The 15,337-nt window shown below is 58.7% G+C and carries 16 protein-coding genes; 7 read left to right on the forward strand and 9 right to left on the reverse strand.

Features of this window, described 5'->3' with window-relative positions:
• Positions 1-27 precede the first annotated feature (27 nt).
• Together ABJO75_RS25100 and ABJO75_RS25105 are read left to right on the forward strand one after the other, a co-directional pair.
• Positions 28-1,425 (forward strand): amidase, encoded by a 1,398-nt coding sequence (locus tag ABJO75_RS25100; protein ID WP_348133205.1) that lies wholly within the window; start codon positions 28-30, stop codon positions 1,423-1,425.
• Positions 1,426-1,452: 27 nt separating this feature from the next.
• Positions 1,453-2,232: a DUF2189 domain-containing protein gene (locus ABJO75_RS25105; protein WP_348133203.1), complete on the forward strand. Its 780-nt coding sequence runs from the start codon at positions 1,453-1,455 to the stop codon at positions 2,230-2,232.
• Here ABJO75_RS25105 and ABJO75_RS25110 read toward each other — a convergent pair.
• The 3 genes from ABJO75_RS25110 to ABJO75_RS25120 form a co-directional block, all read right to left on the reverse strand.
• Positions 2,229-2,444 carry a hypothetical protein gene (locus ABJO75_RS25110; protein ID WP_348133200.1) on the reverse strand — a complete coding sequence of 72 codons (216 nt, stop codon included), beginning with the start codon at positions 2,442-2,444 and terminating at the stop codon, positions 2,229-2,231. The genes ABJO75_RS25105 and ABJO75_RS25110 overlap by 4 nt on opposite strands.
• A complete protein-coding gene (locus ABJO75_RS25115; RefSeq protein ID WP_348133197.1) occupies positions 2,441-3,601 on the reverse strand; it encodes an aromatic ring-hydroxylating dioxygenase subunit alpha in 1,161 nt (386 codons plus the stop codon). The genes ABJO75_RS25110 and ABJO75_RS25115 overlap by 4 nt, the downstream gene beginning before the upstream one ends.
• 117 nt (positions 3,602-3,718) lie before the next feature.
• Entirely contained in the window at positions 3,719-4,516 is a 798-nt protein-coding gene (locus ABJO75_RS25120) for a helix-turn-helix transcriptional regulator (RefSeq protein ID WP_348133195.1), read from the reverse strand.
• Positions 4,517-4,755: 239 nt separating this feature from the next.
• Here ABJO75_RS25120 and ABJO75_RS25125 point away from each other — a divergent pair, with 239 nt between their 5' ends.
• Positions 4,756-5,121 carry a hypothetical protein gene (locus ABJO75_RS25125; RefSeq protein ID WP_348133192.1) on the forward strand — a complete coding sequence of 122 codons (366 nt, stop codon included), beginning with the start codon at positions 4,756-4,758 and terminating at the stop codon, positions 5,119-5,121.
• A gap of 70 nt (positions 5,122-5,191) precedes the next feature.
• Here the strand turns inward: ABJO75_RS25125 and ilvN are convergent, their stop codons facing one another.
• The 6 genes from ilvN to ABJO75_RS25155 all read right to left on the reverse strand — a co-directional run bounded on the left by ilvN (position 5,192) and on the right by ABJO75_RS25155 (position 10,379).
• Positions 5,192-5,752, reverse strand: a complete 561-nt coding sequence (gene ilvN / locus ABJO75_RS25130) for an acetolactate synthase small subunit (RefSeq protein ID WP_348133188.1) — start codon at positions 5,750-5,752, stop codon at positions 5,192-5,194.
• A gap of 75 nt (positions 5,753-5,827) precedes the next feature.
• Entirely contained in the window at positions 5,828-7,579 is a 1,752-nt protein-coding gene (locus ABJO75_RS25135) for an acetolactate synthase 3 large subunit (RefSeq protein ID WP_348133185.1), read from the reverse strand.
• Positions 7,580-7,968: 389 nt separating this feature from the next.
• Positions 7,969-8,790: an arginyltransferase gene (locus ABJO75_RS25140; protein ID WP_348133182.1), complete on the reverse strand. Its 822-nt coding sequence runs from the start codon at positions 8,788-8,790 to the stop codon at positions 7,969-7,971.
• A gap of 64 nt (positions 8,791-8,854) precedes the next feature.
• On the reverse strand, positions 8,855-9,298 hold the full coding sequence (locus ABJO75_RS25145) for an RDD family protein (RefSeq protein WP_348133180.1): 444 nt from the start codon (positions 9,296-9,298) through the stop codon (positions 8,855-8,857).
• A 71-nt stretch (positions 9,299-9,369) separates the two neighbouring features.
• Positions 9,370-9,798, reverse strand: coding sequence for a DUF2852 domain-containing protein (locus ABJO75_RS25150; RefSeq protein ID WP_348133177.1), 429 nt, complete (start codon positions 9,796-9,798; stop codon positions 9,370-9,372).
• 113 nt (positions 9,799-9,911) lie between these two features.
• The gene (locus tag ABJO75_RS25155; RefSeq protein WP_348133174.1) at positions 9,912-10,379 is read right to left on the reverse strand and encodes a YbaK/EbsC family protein; all 468 of its coding nucleotides are present in this window, start codon (positions 10,377-10,379) and stop codon (positions 9,912-9,914) included.
• Between the two features lie 84 nt (positions 10,380-10,463).
• Between ABJO75_RS25155 and ABJO75_RS25160 the strand changes: the two genes are divergently transcribed.
• The 4 genes from ABJO75_RS25160 to ABJO75_RS25175 all read left to right on the forward strand — a co-directional run bounded on the left by ABJO75_RS25160 (position 10,464) and on the right by ABJO75_RS25175 (position 15,336).
• Positions 10,464-13,247, forward strand: a complete 2,784-nt coding sequence (locus ABJO75_RS25160) for a glutamine-synthetase adenylyltransferase (protein WP_348133172.1) — start codon at positions 10,464-10,466, stop codon at positions 13,245-13,247.
• On the forward strand, positions 13,244-13,516 hold the full coding sequence (locus tag ABJO75_RS25165; protein WP_348133170.1) for a hypothetical protein: 273 nt from the start codon (positions 13,244-13,246) through the stop codon (positions 13,514-13,516). Before ABJO75_RS25160 ends, ABJO75_RS25165 begins: the two co-directional genes overlap by 4 nt.
• Positions 13,517-13,582: 66 nt before the next feature.
• Positions 13,583-14,791, forward strand: coding sequence for a class I SAM-dependent rRNA methyltransferase (locus ABJO75_RS25170; RefSeq protein WP_348133167.1), 1,209 nt, complete (start codon positions 13,583-13,585; stop codon positions 14,789-14,791).
• On the forward strand, positions 14,788-15,336 hold the full coding sequence (locus tag ABJO75_RS25175) for a PIN domain-containing protein (protein WP_348133164.1): 549 nt from the start codon (positions 14,788-14,790) through the stop codon (positions 15,334-15,336). The genes ABJO75_RS25170 and ABJO75_RS25175 overlap by 4 nt, the downstream gene beginning before the upstream one ends.
• Position 15,337 lies beyond the last annotated feature (1 nt).

Here is a 15,337-nt window from a genome sequence, read left to right on the forward strand (position 1 = left end):
GTCGCCGCATACCGAGGAGCCGCGCCGATGTCCCTGACCCAGCGATCTGCAACCAGCCTGCTCGCCGACCTTTCAGACGGCGCCTTGTCGGCCGCCGAACTCATGCAGGCGACGCTGGCGCGGATTGATGCGGTTAACGGCAAGGTGAATGCAATAGTCGGGTTGCGAGATTCCGATGCCCTGCTGGCCGAAGCGCGCGAGATGGACAGCGGAGCAAAGCGTGGTCCGCTGCACGGATTGCCGATCGCGGTCAAGGATTTGGTGAATGTCGCCGGGGTCTTGTCGACACACGGCTCGCCGAAATTTTCCGACAATATTCCTGAAAAGGACGACCTGATTGCCGCACGGATGCGGGCGGCGGGGGCCATTCTGATCGGCAAGACCAACACGCCTGAATTCGGTCTTGGCAGTCATACGTTCAACCCCGTCCATGGGGTGACCCGAAATCCCTACGACCTGTCACGCAGTTGCGGCGGCTCGTCCGGCGGGGCGGCGGTGGCACTAGCGGCGGGAGTGACGGCGCTTGCGGATGGGTCGGACATGATGGGGAGCCTGCGCAACCCGGCTGCGTGGAACAATGTTTACGGGTTCAGGCCAAGTTGGGGGCGGGTGCCTTCGGAACCCGAGGGAGACATCTTCCTGCATCAATTGTCCACGCTTGGACCGATGGCCCGCAACCCCGAAGACGTGGCGATACTGCTTGATGTAATTTCTGGGCCGGATCCGCAGCAACCGCATGGCATGGCGGTCGAGCCTGTGGCGCCCCTTCAGCCTTTGGACCCAAAAGGGTTGCGTATTGGATGGCTTGGGGATTGGGACGGCGCTTTTCCGATGGAGGAGGGTATTCTGGACCTTTCGGCGGGCACGCTGAAAGTGCTGGAACATCTGGGTTGCAATGTTGAACCGGTCGCGGCCCCGTTTTCGGCGGATGCCATGTGGCAGAGCTGGATCGACCTGCGCTCATGGCAGGTGTCGACCGGGCTTGCCCCGCTTCTTGCCGAGGGTGCCGAGTTAAAGGACAGCGCGATCTGGGAAACAGAACGCGGTCTGGCACTAACGGCAATGGATATTCACAAGGCGAGCGTAATACGGTCGCAGTGGTTCAAGGCGGCGGCGGCCTTGTTTAAAACCTATGACGCCTTGATCCTGCCATCGGCGCAGGCCTGGCCGTTTGACGTGGATATCCCGTACCCGACCAGCATTGCAGGTCATACCATGGATACCTACCACCGCTGGATGCAGGTCGTCGTGCCCATCAGCCTGATCGGCTTGCCCGCTCTCGCGGTTCCGGCGGGTTTCGGGCCGCAGGGGCTTCCCATGGGGGTGCAGATGTTCGGGCCACGGGGCAGCGATGCACGGTTGCTTGCCCTTGGCGCGGCCTATCACGCAGAGACCGAGTGGCCGAAGCATTTACCGCCCCTATAGGGCAGCGTTGTCCAGGGAGGAAACAGGATGGCCACAGAACTTGAGCACGGGGTTCCAGTGTTGCAGCCGGTGTCAGGTGATATCCTGCGCACCGCAGTTGCCCGAGGGTGGCAGGATTTTCGTCGCGCGCCGGTCTATGGGTTGGTCTTCGCCGGGTTTTACGTGATCGCCGGCTGGCTCATGGCGCTGATTACCGCGCAGACGCAAACGACGTTCTGGCTGGTGCTGGCCGCGATCGGGTTTCCGCTGATCGGACCCTTTGCGGCGGTCGGATTGTACGAGGTCTCCCGACGTTTGGAACGAGGTATTCCGCTGGATTGGGGGGGCGTGCTTGGCGTGGTCATCCATCAGAGCCGGCGCCAGTTGCCGTCAATCTGCGCCATCATCATCGTGGTCTTTCTTTGGTGGTTCTTTATCGGCCACATGATTTTCGCACTCTTCCTTGGCCTGTCGACCATGACCAACATCTCAAGTTCGTTTGATGTCTTTCTGACCGTGAACGGATTGATGATGCTGACGATCGGAACCGTGGTCGGGGCATTGTTCGCCCTGTTGCTCTATATGATTACCGTGCTGTCCTTGCCGTTGCTGCTGGATCGTGAGGTTGATTTTGTCACCGCGATGATCACCAGCTTCAAGTATGTCATGGCCAATCCTGTGCCGATGCTGATCTGGGCCGTCTTTATCGCGATTGCGACATTTGCGGCGATGTTGCCGTGGTTTGTCGGCCTGTTTTTGGTTTTGCCGCTGTTGGGCCACGCGACATGGCATCTCTATGATCAGCTCAGGGACACCCCCGTTGCCTAGGCGGGCTCACGCCCTTCGCTAATCAGTCGGGCGCGCAGATCGGGCGCGGCCGGGTGGTTCTGTTCCAACGCAAAAATATAGGCGTGGGTCAGGTAAAACCCGGCTGCCTCCGGATTGTTCGCAGCCTCTGCCGCCTCAAGGTAGAGACCGACAAGCGCGCGGTGATCGCGCGCCGCATGCGCCGCCAGCAATCTGGCGTCAAGTTCGCTCATTCGGCCGCGCGGGACTGTGCGCGATGGGTTTCAAGCTTGCCCGCCACCCAGTCGTGAAACAGGTGGGTTGGTCCGTCCATTGCAGGGGAAAATCGCCCGCCGTCAAAGCCAGGCGCAAGGCGGCCACGCTGCATGCCTTCGACGACAAAAATGTCTTCTTCGAACACGGTTTTCCATTGTTGGGCGTTGCGGGCGCGCAGGCCTTCGTCGGTGGCCGGTTGCGTATAAAAAAGATGCACATGCTCGGTCGTGTGGTCAACGGCATCAGGTACGAGGATGATGGCGAACGCGTGGTCGCGATGTACGCCCAGCAGAACATTGGGATAGGCGGTAATGTATTCAGCGGCGGTATCCCATTTGTCGCACAGCCCCTCAAAGTCGGGAAACACGTCGCCGTTTTCGTTGCGGATTTGGCGGTAGACCATCGTCCCCTGTCCGGAATACTCGCCTTGTTTCTCAATGTGATAGTGATCTTCAAGGCGGGAATAGCTGTTCAGACCGGGATGAACCCAAGGCAGGTGATAGCTCTCGCAGTAGTTTTCGACGGCGAGCTTCCAGTTGCAGCTTACCTCAAGCTGAAACCGGCTTTCGGCTCCGCCATGAAAAAGCGGTTTGTCAAATTCCGCCCAGCGGGCCAGCAGGTCCGACATGGCGTCTTCGAATGCGGGCGCATTGCCAGACACGTTGATCCAGACTACGCCGAACCAAAGATGGCTGCGAACTTCGATCAGCCCCAGCGTGTCGCGATCAATGCCTGCGTGGGTGTTCTGACCGGGTCCGCCGACATGGGGGGTACTGACGAGGCGCCCGTCAGTCGCATAGCACCAGCTGTGATAGGGGCAACGGATCGCGCCTTCGATCTTGCGCGGTTCTTCCACAAGGATCATGCCCCGGTGACGGCAGGTATTCTGAAACACTCTGACCTGGCCCTGTTTGTCGCGGATCAAAAGCAGGGGCATGCCGAGAAATGTCATCGGCACGGCATCGCCCGCTTCGGGCACATCCGAAGCCGTGGCCAACCCGGCCCATTGCGAAAACAACAGCGCCTGCTTTTCTTCCTCAAAAACGCGGGTGTCAGTGTAATGGGCGTTTGGCAGACCCTGCGCGTCTTGAATTGGGCGGCGAACAGCGGACAGATCCGAGACGGGCTGGGGCATGGGGCTCTCCTTGGCTTGCCCACATGTCATACACGCTCACGGCATGACTCCTCAGTTCTCTCAGCGACGAAAGTTTTCTCACCGCGACACAGGCGTTCGAAAATCGGCTTCCATCAATCAGCGAAACGGATCGCTGGGCTGCAAGAGGCGACGATGAAATGGCAACAGCTCGTCTTCGGTCTTAAACCCGGTATGACGTGCCGCCTCGAGGATATCGCCCCAGGTCCCGCCAAGATGCTCATACACCATGCGCGTCACCCGGTTGCCCGTGGTGCTTTCACGCACTGAGCGCGCCACGTATCCGACCCAGTAATTGTTCTCGAACGATGCGACACGCGCCAGATAATTGAATGAACTGGTCATCGCTTTGCGGCGCGAGATCATGAGGGCGACACCGTCTTCCTGACGAATGGCATATCCACGAAACTCGCGCGCCTTGGCATCAATCGGAAGCCCTTGCTGCCGCATCGCCTCGCGTGCTTCGTAGCCGCGCACATAGACGTGGTCGCCTTGGCGGAAGACGTGGACAAGGCCAACAATGAACTGGTTTTCATTGATGAAGCTGCGCCGCGAAAACCGGTAGAACCCGCTTGGAAAGATCTGGTCGCTGACGCCATTGACGCCGGGACCGGTAAACTCCTTCAACACAGGACCATTGAGAACGGACCCACTGGTGTCGAGATTGGCGACAGGGTCCAAAAGAATGCGAGCGTCCACATCAAAGAAAGCGCAAATCCGATCGAGCACGTCGGGCCGCGGAAAGCTCTCGCCGGAAAGATAGCGATTGAATTGGGTCCGGTTTATTCCGAGCTGGCGCGACAATTCGGATATCGACGCATAGCGTTTGGACAAGGTGCGCAGGTTGGCACCAAACATATTCCGCAATTCAGCCGGAGATCGTGTCGATTTGGACATAGAGCCTCCACTTTGATGTGCGTTTGCACGTAGGCTGCACCCAAGACTGGTATATGCAAATACCAAAATTGGGATTGAATTTCAAACTTAGATGCCAACTAGCGTCAATATTGACGCCAATTTGGGTCGCTAAGCTACTTGTTCAGACACAAAATGCAAGAGTACGACGCCAGGTTTTCCATGTCTGATTGTAAAGAATTGGCTCAAACTTAGTTTAGAGAGATTAAGTGGGAAAAATCATGTTTGGTGTAGTGCTCTGGAGTGACGAGGAAGAACATAAGGCGGTAATTTGGTGCGAAGATCATGGCGATCTTGCATTTTACCGGTCGCCGATTGATGCGCAAATGGTTCCGATGGATGCCGGAGACTGGGTTGAGTTCGACCTGTCGATGGATCGGAATATGCGGTTAGCCCACAATCCTCGATTGATCGCCGAAGGCGTGTTTCCGGAGTTGCCCGAGTCTATCGGGGCGGTTGGAACGGTTCAGGTTTCACCAGCGACACCAACCCAAAAGCATCGCGGGTCTGCCGAGATCATCCCGTTCGCGGCATCGCACACGTCGGGACGCAACAAACACCGCACCAGCACCGCAAGCCGCGCCTGAGGTTTCGCTTTCTTCTAAACCGCGTCAGATGTGTTCGAAGCGGACGTTTGTCCGCTTCATAACGTCTTGATCAATCGCCACGCATCAGGGCGGCGATGCCAGTGCGGGCGACCTCGGACAGACCCAGCGGGCGCATGAGATCGGCAAATGCATCGATCTTTTCCGGAGCGCCCGTGATTTCAAAGACAAAGCTGGTCAGCGTGCTGTCAACGACATTGGCGCGAAAGATATCGGCCAGGCGCAATGCCTCGACGCGCTTCTCCCCATCTCCAACAACCTTGAGCATCGCCAATTCCCGTTCGACCGACGCCCCTTCGACCGTCAAGTCGTGCACCTCGTGAACGGAGACGATTCGTCCGAGCTGGGCCTTGATCTGCTCGATCACCTGCGGCGTGCCGGTGGTGACGATCGTGATGCGGCTCAGGTGGCCGGTATGGTCCACTTCGGCCACTGTAAGGCTTTCGATGTTGTAACCACGACCAGAGAACAGCCCGATGACACGGGCCAGCACGCCGGGCTCGTTTTCGACAAGAACCGCAATTGTATGACGTTCCTGCGTATCGGAAAAGGTCGGGCGCAGGTTGTAAGCCGAGTGCTTGGTTGCGCCTTTTTTGATGTGTAGGGCAGACATGCTGTCTTTACTCCTGAGATGTTCCGAATGTCAGGCGCGTCTCAGGCGCCTGACCACCACTATCCGAATTGCCTGTTAAACCAGAACCGCGCCGCCGGCCTGAATCACGCCTTGGGTTTCCGCTTCGCCGAGCAGCATTTCGTTGTGGGCCTTGCCCGACGGGATCATTGGAAAGCAGTTTTCATGCTTTTCGACAAGACAATCAAAGATCACCGGACCGTCATGTTTGATCATTTCCATGATCGCATCATCCAGATCGGCGGGATCCTTGCAGATGATACCCTTGGCACCAAAGGCTTCGGCGAGTTTCACGAAATCGGGCAGGGCTTCGGACCAGCTGTGGGAATACCGCTCGCCGTGCAACAGTTCCTGCCACTGGCGGACCATGCCAAGACGTTCATTGTTGAGGATGAACTGCTTGACGGGCAGGCGATACTGAACCGCTGTTCCCATTTCCTGCATGTTCATGAGCCAGCTTGCCTCGCCGGCAACATTGACCACAAGGCTGTCGGGGTGGGCCATCTGCACACCGATTGATGCAGGGAAGCCATATCCCATCGTGCCAAGGCCCCCGGATGTCATCCAGCGGTTCGGCTCGTCAAACCCGAGATATTGTGCCGCCCACATCTGATGCTGACCAACTTCGGTCGTGATATAGCGGTCCATGCCCTCGGTCAGCGCTTGCAGGCGGGTAAGCGCGTGCTGCGGTTTGATGGACTTGTCGTCGGGCGAATAGGCCAGACAATCCACCTTGCGCCATTCGTTGATCTTCATCTGCCATTTGGTCACGGCTTCTGCGTTCGTCTTGCGGCCGCGCGACTTCCAGACCTTCAACATGTCCTCCAGAACATGGCCGACATCGCCGACAATCGGAATATCGGTCTTGATCACCTTGTTGATGGAACTGGGGTCGATATCGATATGCGCCTTGATGGATTTCGGGCTGAACGCATCGATCCGCCCGGTGATCCGGTCATCAAACCGCGCGCCGATATTGATCAGCAGGTCGCAATCATGCATCGCGAGGTTGGCCTCGTAGAGCCCGTGCATTCCCAGCATACCCAGCCAGTTTTTGCCCGAGGCCGGATAGGCACCCAACCCCATGAGCGTGGATGTGATCGGAAAGCCGGTCGCGTCCACGAGTTCACGCAGCAACTGGCTGGCCGCAGGGCCGGAATTGATCACGCCACCGCCGGTATAAAATACCGGGCGCTTGGCTTTTTCCATCGCTGCGACGAGTTCGGTGATCTCTTCGAGATCGCCTTTCACGCGCGGCTGATAGTGCGACGCGGTTGGCGAGGGTTTGGTATAGGTGCCGGTAGCAAATTGAACATCCTTTGGGATGTCCACGAGCACCGGACCGGGCCGACCTGACGTGGCCACATGGAACGCCTCGTGGATAACACCTGACAGCTTGTCGGTATCTTTCACCAGCCAGTTATGCTTGGTGCAGGGGCGGGTGATGCCCACGGTGTCCGCTTCCTGGAACGCATCCGATCCGATCATGAATGTCGGCACCTGTCCGGAAAAGACAATAATCGGGATGCTATCCATCAAGGCATCGGTCAGTCCGGTCACCGCATTGGTGGCACCCGGTCCGGACGTCACAAGGGCCACACCGGGCTTGCCACTGGCGCGGGCATACCCTTCGGCCGCGTGAACGGCGGCTTGTTCATGTCGTACCAGCACGTGCCGGACATCGTTCTGCTGAAAGATCTCGTCATAAATAGGTAGCACAGCGCCGCCGGGATATCCGAAAACCGTGTCGACGCCCTGATCCTTCAGCGCCTGCACCAACATTTTTGCTCCGGTCATTTCACGTGTCATCTGTTTTGCTCCATCCGAGACAACGTCCTGCGCATAAAAAAACCCCCGTTCTTGGCGGGGGCGCATGGGTCGAAATATGGTTTACCGTTACCGGCCCATGCGCGTGGTTCCTACAATGACGACTAGGCGTGACATGGTCACCGCTCCTTTTCATGCTGCGGCGACATTAGGTTCGCAAAACAGGGGCGTCAACCGCGAAACGTCGCGAAACCGCGCCTCAATTCGGCATTGAGTGCGGCGTTTTGTTGCGCATGGCTGAACTCAGACGAAAGAATGCATCAAATATTGCTTGTCCGGGGTACGTTTACACCGTCTGCAGTGTGTTCGCATGGTGGCAAATGCCGCCGCTGAAAGGAGGGCGCACCCGTTGTGGTTGGCATATACGAAATTTAGAGACGGGTCGGTCGACCATCCGGCAGGCTGATATTGGCGACCTGTTCGGCGATCGGGTCGGTGGACAGCGGATGGGTTTCGGCATTGAAAGCATCGGGGTTTGATACCGATTTCCATTCGCCGCCAATGTAAACTTCTAGACCCGAGAACTTGGCCTTGTATCCCATTTTCTGACTGCCCGGCACCCAATACCCGAGATAGACATAGGGCAGGTTGGCATTCCGCGCGATCTCGATGTGGTCCATGATCATGTGCGTGCCCAGGCTGTGCTGTGGCCTGTCGGGGGCGTAAAACGAATAAACCATGCTCAGCCCGTCTTCGAGAACATCGGTCAGGCTGACGCCGACAAGCGTATCCGCCTCGAGATCACTGTATTCGATGACCCTGCTGCGAATAGGGGTCTCTTCGATCATCGCTGAGAATTCAAAAACATCCATGTCCGCCATGCCGCCATCAGCGTGACGCGCATCAAGGTAGCGGCGGAAGAGGTCATACTGATCCTCTGTGGCCCAAGGCGAAGTGGCGTGCCGAACCAGACCCGCGTTCCGGCGCGCGGCGCGTTTCTGGCTCTTTGTGGGTTTGAACCGGCTGACGTCAATGCGGGCGGACAGGCAGGCCGAGCATTCTGCACAGGACGGTCGGTAGAGCACATTCTGCGAGCGCCGAAAGCCTTGCTGGCTTAACCCGTTGTTGAGGCGATCGGCATTGTCACCCTGAAGCGAGGTGAACAGTTTACGCTCCATCCTGCCCTCAAGATAAGGGCAGGGTTGAGGTGCCGTTACATAGAATTGTGGTGCAATGGGTAGAGTGTGTCGCATGAACGGTCCGCAGTTGCTTTCATGAAAATGATAACAACCGATCTCTGGGTCGCCAAGTGCGGAATTAAGCGCGCAGTTCAGACCTTTTGTTTAGTGCAACAGTGCCCAGAAAGGCGTCAGTCAGACCCTGACCCCGTGCGCCAGTCAACATCATAACGATCGAAATGACCTGCAGGATCGGAAGCGCGATGCTGACGGTGTAGCCGGTGGTGTGGGCGAGGGCCATTGGCAGGTCAAACCGGTTGCCATCGGCGGTGCGGAACTCGATTCCGACAAAGCGCATACCCCAGGTCGCGGAGCCGTTGGCCATTGTGACAACACGATAGCAAAAGCTGAGAACGATCCACAAAATGCCAAAGAGGAATGCCCCGACAAAGAATGTCAGAAACACGGCAACGATGCACATCAGCAGCACAAGGAACGTGTCGATGATCCAGGCGAGCAGGCGTTTGAGCGGAACGGAGGAATAAAATTCCGGCTGGCGATCCGGATCCGGCAGGTTGAACATTGTGTATACCCTGAGTTGACCTATTAAACGCGGCCCGTCCCCGCATTTCGGCGGGGACGGTTGGTACGATATCAGGCTGCTTCGCCTTCGTCACGGTCGCGATCGGCCTGTTTGGCACGTTCGTCCATGAACTGATCGAATTCGGCCTTGTCCTTGGCTTCGCGCAGACGCTCGAGGAAGGATTCAAAATTGTTCTGTTCCTCTTCCAGGCGGCGCAGCGTTTCGGTCTTGTAAGCATCGAACGCGCTGTTTCCCGTCGAGGACGACATGGTCATGCGGTGAAGTTTGCGCGACGTGCGACGGCTGCAGGATTTACTGAACATGCGTTTGCTCCAGATCATGTAAAAGAGGAAGGCGAGGCCGACGGGCCAGAAGAACACGAAGCCAAGGACCATTGCAGCGATCCAGGCTCCTTTGCCCTTGCTGTCAAGCCAGGACTCGGCGCGGGAAAACCAGCCCGGATGGGCCGTGGCGGGAACGGTTTCGGTCATCATGGTCATGGTCGTCTCTCTCCTGAAGGTGTTTCAATGTGAATGTCTTTCACATCACCAAGATCGGGATTGAGAGGGCGTATTGCAAGAGTTAATGTGAATGTTTTTTACATTTACTTATTTTATGATGTAAATTCATATATTTGCGCGTTTGATATTTTTATAAGATCATCCGGCGAGGTGCGAAAAACATGGTGCGGAGTCCCCGCTGCAGCCCAGATTTCGTCGAATTCCAGCAGTTTTGGGTCCATGAACGCACGGATCGGGTTTAGGTGCCCAACAGGCGCGACCCCACCAATGGCAAAGCCTGTTTGCGTGCGGATCAACGCCGCCTTTGCCTTGCCAAGCGGTTCACCAGCCACCGCAGTGGCCTTGGTCTCATCGACGCGGTTGCCGCCAGCGGTCAGAAACAGGATGGCGTCACCGCTGTTCTGTCCTTGAAAAATGATCGATTTGGCAATCTGATCGACCTCGCAGCCCACGGCATCGGCCGCGTCCAGCGCCGTGCGGGCCAGTTTGGTTTCCTGGATCTCGGGTTCAAATCCAGCCGCCTCTAACGCTGCGCGGACACGTCTCATGCTTTTGCTCATGGCGCGCACCCTGACCCGAAACAGTTCGCTTTCGCAAGCCGTTCCTGCATTGACGCGCTCGCCACCCGGCTTCAATCTGCGCTCATGTCGTTGTGTAAGAATATATCCCGTATGCCGCGCGCCTATGACCGTGAACTCGGGGCAGAAACCCGCGCCGCCGTGCCGGGCGCGACCGGTGATCTGGCGTCGCTGATTGAAGGCGCGGCCGGCAGCAGCCCTTATCTGCGGGCCTTGATCGAAAGCGAGGCCGAGTGGTTGCTCGAGGCCGCCGACGATCCCGACGCCGCCATTGCAAGTTGCATTTCCGACCTCGCCGCGCTGCCGCCCGACCAACTCAAAACCGGGTTGCGACAGGCCAAACGGCGGGTGGCGCTGATGACCGCATTGGCCGATCTGGCCGGTGTCTGGCCATTGGAACGTGTGACTGGAATTCTTACCGATCTGGGCGGACAGGTTTGTGACGTGGCGATCAAGTCAGAGATTGCGAACCTGATCCGCCGCAAGAAACTACCGGGCCTGACCGAGGATGATGTTGCAACCGCCGGTGGGTTGTTTGTGCTGGCGATGGGCAAGATGGGCGCGCACGAACTCAACTATTCCTCGGATATCGATCTGATATGCCTGTTTGACGAAACCCGTTTTGACCCTGATGATTTTTACGAGGCGCGTCAGGGCATGGTTCGGGCGACGCGCAACATGTGCACTTTGCTGAGCGAGCGGACGGCCGACGGTTACGTGTTTCGGACCGATTTGCGGCTACGTCCGGACCCCGCCGTCACCCCGGTCTGCATGGCGGCAGAGGCGGCAGAGCGGTATTACGAGAGCTTGGGTCGCACATGGGAGCGCGCCGCCTATATCAAGGCGCGGCCAGCGGCAGGTGACATTGCGGCGGGCGAGCAGTTTCTGACCGCGCTCACGCCGTTTGTCTGGCGCAGGCATCTGGATTTTGCGGCCATTCAGGACGCCCACGATATGCGTTTGCGCATTCGCGAGACCAAGGGTACCGGCGGTGCGGTTTCGGTGCCCGGGCACGATATGAAACTGGGGCGCGGCGGCATTCGCGAAATTGAATTCTTTACCCAGACCCGGCAATTGATCGCCGGGGGCAGGGATGTCGGGTTGCGCCAGCGCGAGACCGTGGCTGGGCTCGTCGCACTTGCGGAGAAGGAGTGGATTCCGCCCGAGGTCGCAGCGCAACTCAGCGATCATTACCGCGCTCACCGCGAGGTTGAACATCGGATCCAGATGGTGAACGATGCGCAGACTCACAAAGTTCCGCAATCCGAGGAAGGGATTGCCCGCATTGCCTGTCTGATGGACATGAACCCGGCGGACTTGCTGGAGAACATTGGCGAACGGCTGGATGAAGTTCACGCATTGACCGAGGATTTCTTTGCACCCGATCATGCGACGCCCCCCTCGGAGGAGCCTGTCAACTTTGATGACAGTATTCTCGCACGATGGCCAACCTATCCCGCGCTGCGGTCGCAGCGGGCGCAACAGATATTTGATCGTCTCAAGCCGGAACTGTTGGCGCGACTGGGGCGAACCTCAAAACCCGAAGAAGCGCTGATCGCGCTTGATGGCTTCCTGTCGGGGCTACCTGCAGGCGTGCAACTGTTCTCGTTGTTTGAGGCAAACACCCAACTGATTGACCTGCTGGTCGATATCGTTGGCACATCACCCGCGCTGGCGGGGCATTTGTCACGCAACGCCGGGGTTTTTGACGCGGTGATTGGCGGTGATTTCTTTTCCGACTGGCCCGGAATAGACGCGCTTGAGGCCGAATTGACGCGGTTGTTAGGGGATGAACCAGACTATGAGACCCAACTGGACACCGCCCGTCGCTGGAACAAGGAATGGCATTTTCGTATTGGTGTCCACCACTTGCGGGGCCTTATTGATGCCACGGCGGCGGGGTTGCAATATGCGGATCTCGCGGGTGCAGTGATTGCTGCGCTTTGTCCTCTGGTTGTCAGGCAATTCTCCGAAAAACACGGGCCGCCACCTGGACGCGGCGCTGCAGTTCTGGGGATGGGATCATTGGGCGCGGGGCGGCTGAATGCCATGTCCGACCTTGATCTGATCGTCATTTACGATCCGCAGGATGCCGATGCGTCCGAGGGGCCGCGCCCTCTGGCAACACGCACCTATTATGCGCGAATGACACAGGCGCTGATAACCGCGCTGACCGCACAGATGTCGCAAGGGCGACTGTATGAGGTCGACATGCGCCTGCGTCCTTCGGGAAATCAGGGTCCCGTGGCAACCAGCTGGTCGAGCTTTCAGAACTATCAAAAGGACGAGGCATGGGTGTGGGAACACCTTGCCCTGACCCGTGCGCGCGTGATCGCCGGGGTTCAGGAACTGTCGGATGATATCGAAGCGTTCCGCGAAGATGTTCTGTCATCGCCCCGCGATCGTGCACAGGTGCTGAGCGAGGTTGCCGAGATGCGGGAGAAGATCGCCGGGGCCAAATCGCCCGACGGTGTGTGGGATGCCAAGATCGGTGCCGGGCGGATGCAGGACATCGAACTGGTTGCTCAGGCCGGTGCCTTGCTTTCAGGATCAGGCGCGCGCGATGTACCCTCAGGATTGCAAGGCGGGGTGACCTGCGGCTGGATCAGTGAAGAGAACGCGACGCAACTGAACCAATGCTATGATCTCTACTGGTCGGTACAGGCAGCGGCGCGATTGCTTTCGGGTCAGACCCTTCAGCTGAAAGATCTAGGCGAGGGCGGCGCCGCGTTCTTGTGTCGGAGCACCGGGTACGACACGCTTGACGCGCTGAGCACAGCACTTGAAACTGCATATGCAGCGGCGACCACGGTGATCGGGTCGTTGCTGGCGTCAGGGAAAGAGCCATGAAATCACGCAGTGACATGGATCCAAAGGGGCTGATCTTTGAAGCCTACCAGATCGAGGATATCGGCGCCGCCGAATGTCGGTCCATCTTTCTGGACTGGGCGCTGAGCCTGCCCGAAGGACGCGAAACCGGTCCGGCGCTCCGCCACCTTATTGCGCAATATGCTGAACCTGCACCGGATCATCCGATGTCGGGCGTCCTGCGCGACGGGCTGACGTCGGTCGCATCACCTCAGCGGCGGGGCGGATGGCGCTCGCGTCCGAGAAACTGAACGCTGGCTGCGTTGGTTGCGTCATCGAGGCTGTTATCGCGCTGGCGGTGCGGCTATGAGGGCGGCATGACAGATACCTTGCCAACCCCCGACCTGCCTCGTGTACGCCTCAAACCCAAGGCCAATGCTCGTGGCGTCCGCCACGGCTTTCCTTGGGTCTATGCCAGTGACCTGGTGACAGACCGGCGCACACGCGCCCTGACTGCGGGCACAATTGCCGTGCTTGAGGATGACAAACGCAGTCCGCTGGGCCTTGTCGCGGTCAATCCCGACTCAAAGATCATCTGCCGGATGCTGGAGCGCGACATATCCATACCGTTGGACAAGAACTGGTTCGTACAGCGGCTGACAAAGGCTCTGCGGTTGCGGGAACGCCTGTTTCCTGACCCGTTTTATCGGCTTGTCCACGCCGAGGCGGACGGTCTGCCCGGTATCATCATCGACCGGTTCGGAGACATCTGCGTTGTACAACCCAACGCCGCCTGGGCCGAAGCCCATCTGGAAACGCTGACCGAAGCCCTGATCGAAACCACCGGTGTCGCGACTGTCCTGAAAAACGCTGGCGGACGCACGCGGGCGCTTGAGGGGCTGGATGACGTGTCGGGCGTGTTGCGCGGGTCAGCCCCTGACGCACCGATCCCGGTGCCGATGAATGGCGCGATCTATATGGCGGATCTGACGGGCGGCCAGAAGACCGGGTTGTTCTTTGACCAAGGACCCAACCATGCCTTTGCAGCACGGCTCGCCTCCGGCGCACGGGTTCTGGATGTGTTTTCCCATGTCGGCGGCTTTGCCCTTGCCGCGCTTGCGGGCGGCGCGACGACAGCGTTGTCGGTAGATGGCTCTGCCCCGGCGCTTGCGCTTGCTGAACAGGGTGCCGCAGCGGCCGGGATGTCCGAACGGTTTGCGACGCGGCAGGGGGATGCGTTTGACGTTCTGACCGCACTTGGCAGCGAGGGCGCAGAGTTTGACGTGGTGATCTGCGATCCGCCCGCCTTTGCACCATCCAAATCCGCGCTTGAACCGGGTTTGCGCGCCTATGAACGTATTGCCAAGCTGGCGGCACCCTTGGTGGCCGATGGAGGCTATCTGTGCCTGTGTTCCTGTTCGCATGCGGCTGATCTCGCTCGATTCCACGCCGCAAGCTCGCGCGGTATCGGACGCGGCGGGCGGCAGGCACAGCTGATCCACACGGGGTTTGCCGGACCGGATCATCCGCAACTTCCGCAGCTTGCTGAAAGTGGCTATCTCAAGTCGTTGTTCTTTCGCCTGTGAAGATCGTTATCGACACCTGCGTGCTCTACCCGACGGTGATGCGCGAAGTTGTTCTTGGGGCCGCCCGAGCAGGGCATTTCGTGCCAGTGTGGTCGGCGCGGATACTGGAAGAGTGGGCGCGGGCGGCGATCAAGCTGGGGCCACAGGGCGAGGCGCAGGCGCGGGCGGAAATCGCGTTGTTGCGCAATGCCTGGCCGGATGCCGAATACCCGCCCGCATCGGGGTTGGAGCAGCGACTGTGGTTGCCCGATCCAGCCGATGTCCATGTGCTCGCCGTTGCGGTTGCAAGTTCGGCTGATGCGATCATGACCCTGAACGCCAAGGACTTTCCGCGTCGTACGTTGGATGAGCAAGGTCTGAAGCGGCTCGATCCCGACGGCTTTCTGCATTCGTTGTGGCAAATCGATCCCGACGGGATCACTTCGGTTGCCGAACGTGTCCTTGCAGAGGCCCGTCGGTTGTCTGGTGACAATTGGGAGATGCGGTCGCTTTTGAAAAAGGCAAGATTGCCGCGACTAGCCAAGGCGGTCGGTCGCGGTTCCTGAC

The sequence above is a fragment of the Sedimentitalea sp. genome, assembly GCF_039973035.1.
Taxonomy (GTDB): Bacteria; Pseudomonadota; Alphaproteobacteria; order Rhodobacterales; family Rhodobacteraceae; genus Sedimentitalea.

Coding starts and splice junctions, on each gene's coding strand:
- ABJO75_RS25100 (WP_348133205.1), top strand. CDS start 28: ATGTCCCTGACCCAGCGATCTGCAACCAGCCTGCTCGCCGACCTTTCA.
- ABJO75_RS25105 (WP_348133203.1), top strand. CDS start 1,453: ATGGCCACAGAACTTGAGCACGGGGTTCCAGTGTTGCAGCCGGTGTCA.
- ABJO75_RS25110 (WP_348133200.1), bottom strand. CDS start 2,444: ATGAGCGAACTTGACGCCAGATTGCTGGCGGCGCATGCGGCGCGCGAT.
- ABJO75_RS25115 (WP_348133197.1), bottom strand. CDS start 3,601: ATGCCCCAGCCCGTCTCGGATCTGTCCGCTGTTCGCCGCCCAATTCAA.
- ABJO75_RS25120 (WP_348133195.1), bottom strand. CDS start 4,516: ATGTCCAAATCGACACGATCTCCGGCTGAATTGCGGAATATGTTTGGT.
- ABJO75_RS25125 (WP_348133192.1), top strand. CDS start 4,756: ATGTTTGGTGTAGTGCTCTGGAGTGACGAGGAAGAACATAAGGCGGTA.
- ilvN (WP_348133188.1), bottom strand. CDS start 5,752: ATGTCTGCCCTACACATCAAAAAAGGCGCAACCAAGCACTCGGCTTAC.
- ABJO75_RS25135 (WP_348133185.1), bottom strand. CDS start 7,579: ATGACACGTGAAATGACCGGAGCAAAAATGTTGGTGCAGGCGCTGAAG.
- ABJO75_RS25140 (WP_348133182.1), bottom strand. CDS start 8,790: ATGCGACACACTCTACCCATTGCACCACAATTCTATGTAACGGCACCT.
- ABJO75_RS25145 (WP_348133180.1), bottom strand. CDS start 9,298: ATGTTCAACCTGCCGGATCCGGATCGCCAGCCGGAATTTTATTCCTCC.
- ABJO75_RS25150 (WP_348133177.1), bottom strand. CDS start 9,798: ATGACCATGATGACCGAAACCGTTCCCGCCACGGCCCATCCGGGCTGG.
- ABJO75_RS25155 (WP_348133174.1), bottom strand. CDS start 10,379: ATGAGCAAAAGCATGAGACGTGTCCGCGCAGCGTTAGAGGCGGCTGGA.
- ABJO75_RS25160 (WP_348133172.1), top strand. CDS start 10,464: ATGTCGTTGTGTAAGAATATATCCCGTATGCCGCGCGCCTATGACCGT.
- ABJO75_RS25165 (WP_348133170.1), top strand. CDS start 13,244: ATGAAATCACGCAGTGACATGGATCCAAAGGGGCTGATCTTTGAAGCC.
- ABJO75_RS25170 (WP_348133167.1), top strand. CDS start 13,583: ATGACAGATACCTTGCCAACCCCCGACCTGCCTCGTGTACGCCTCAAA.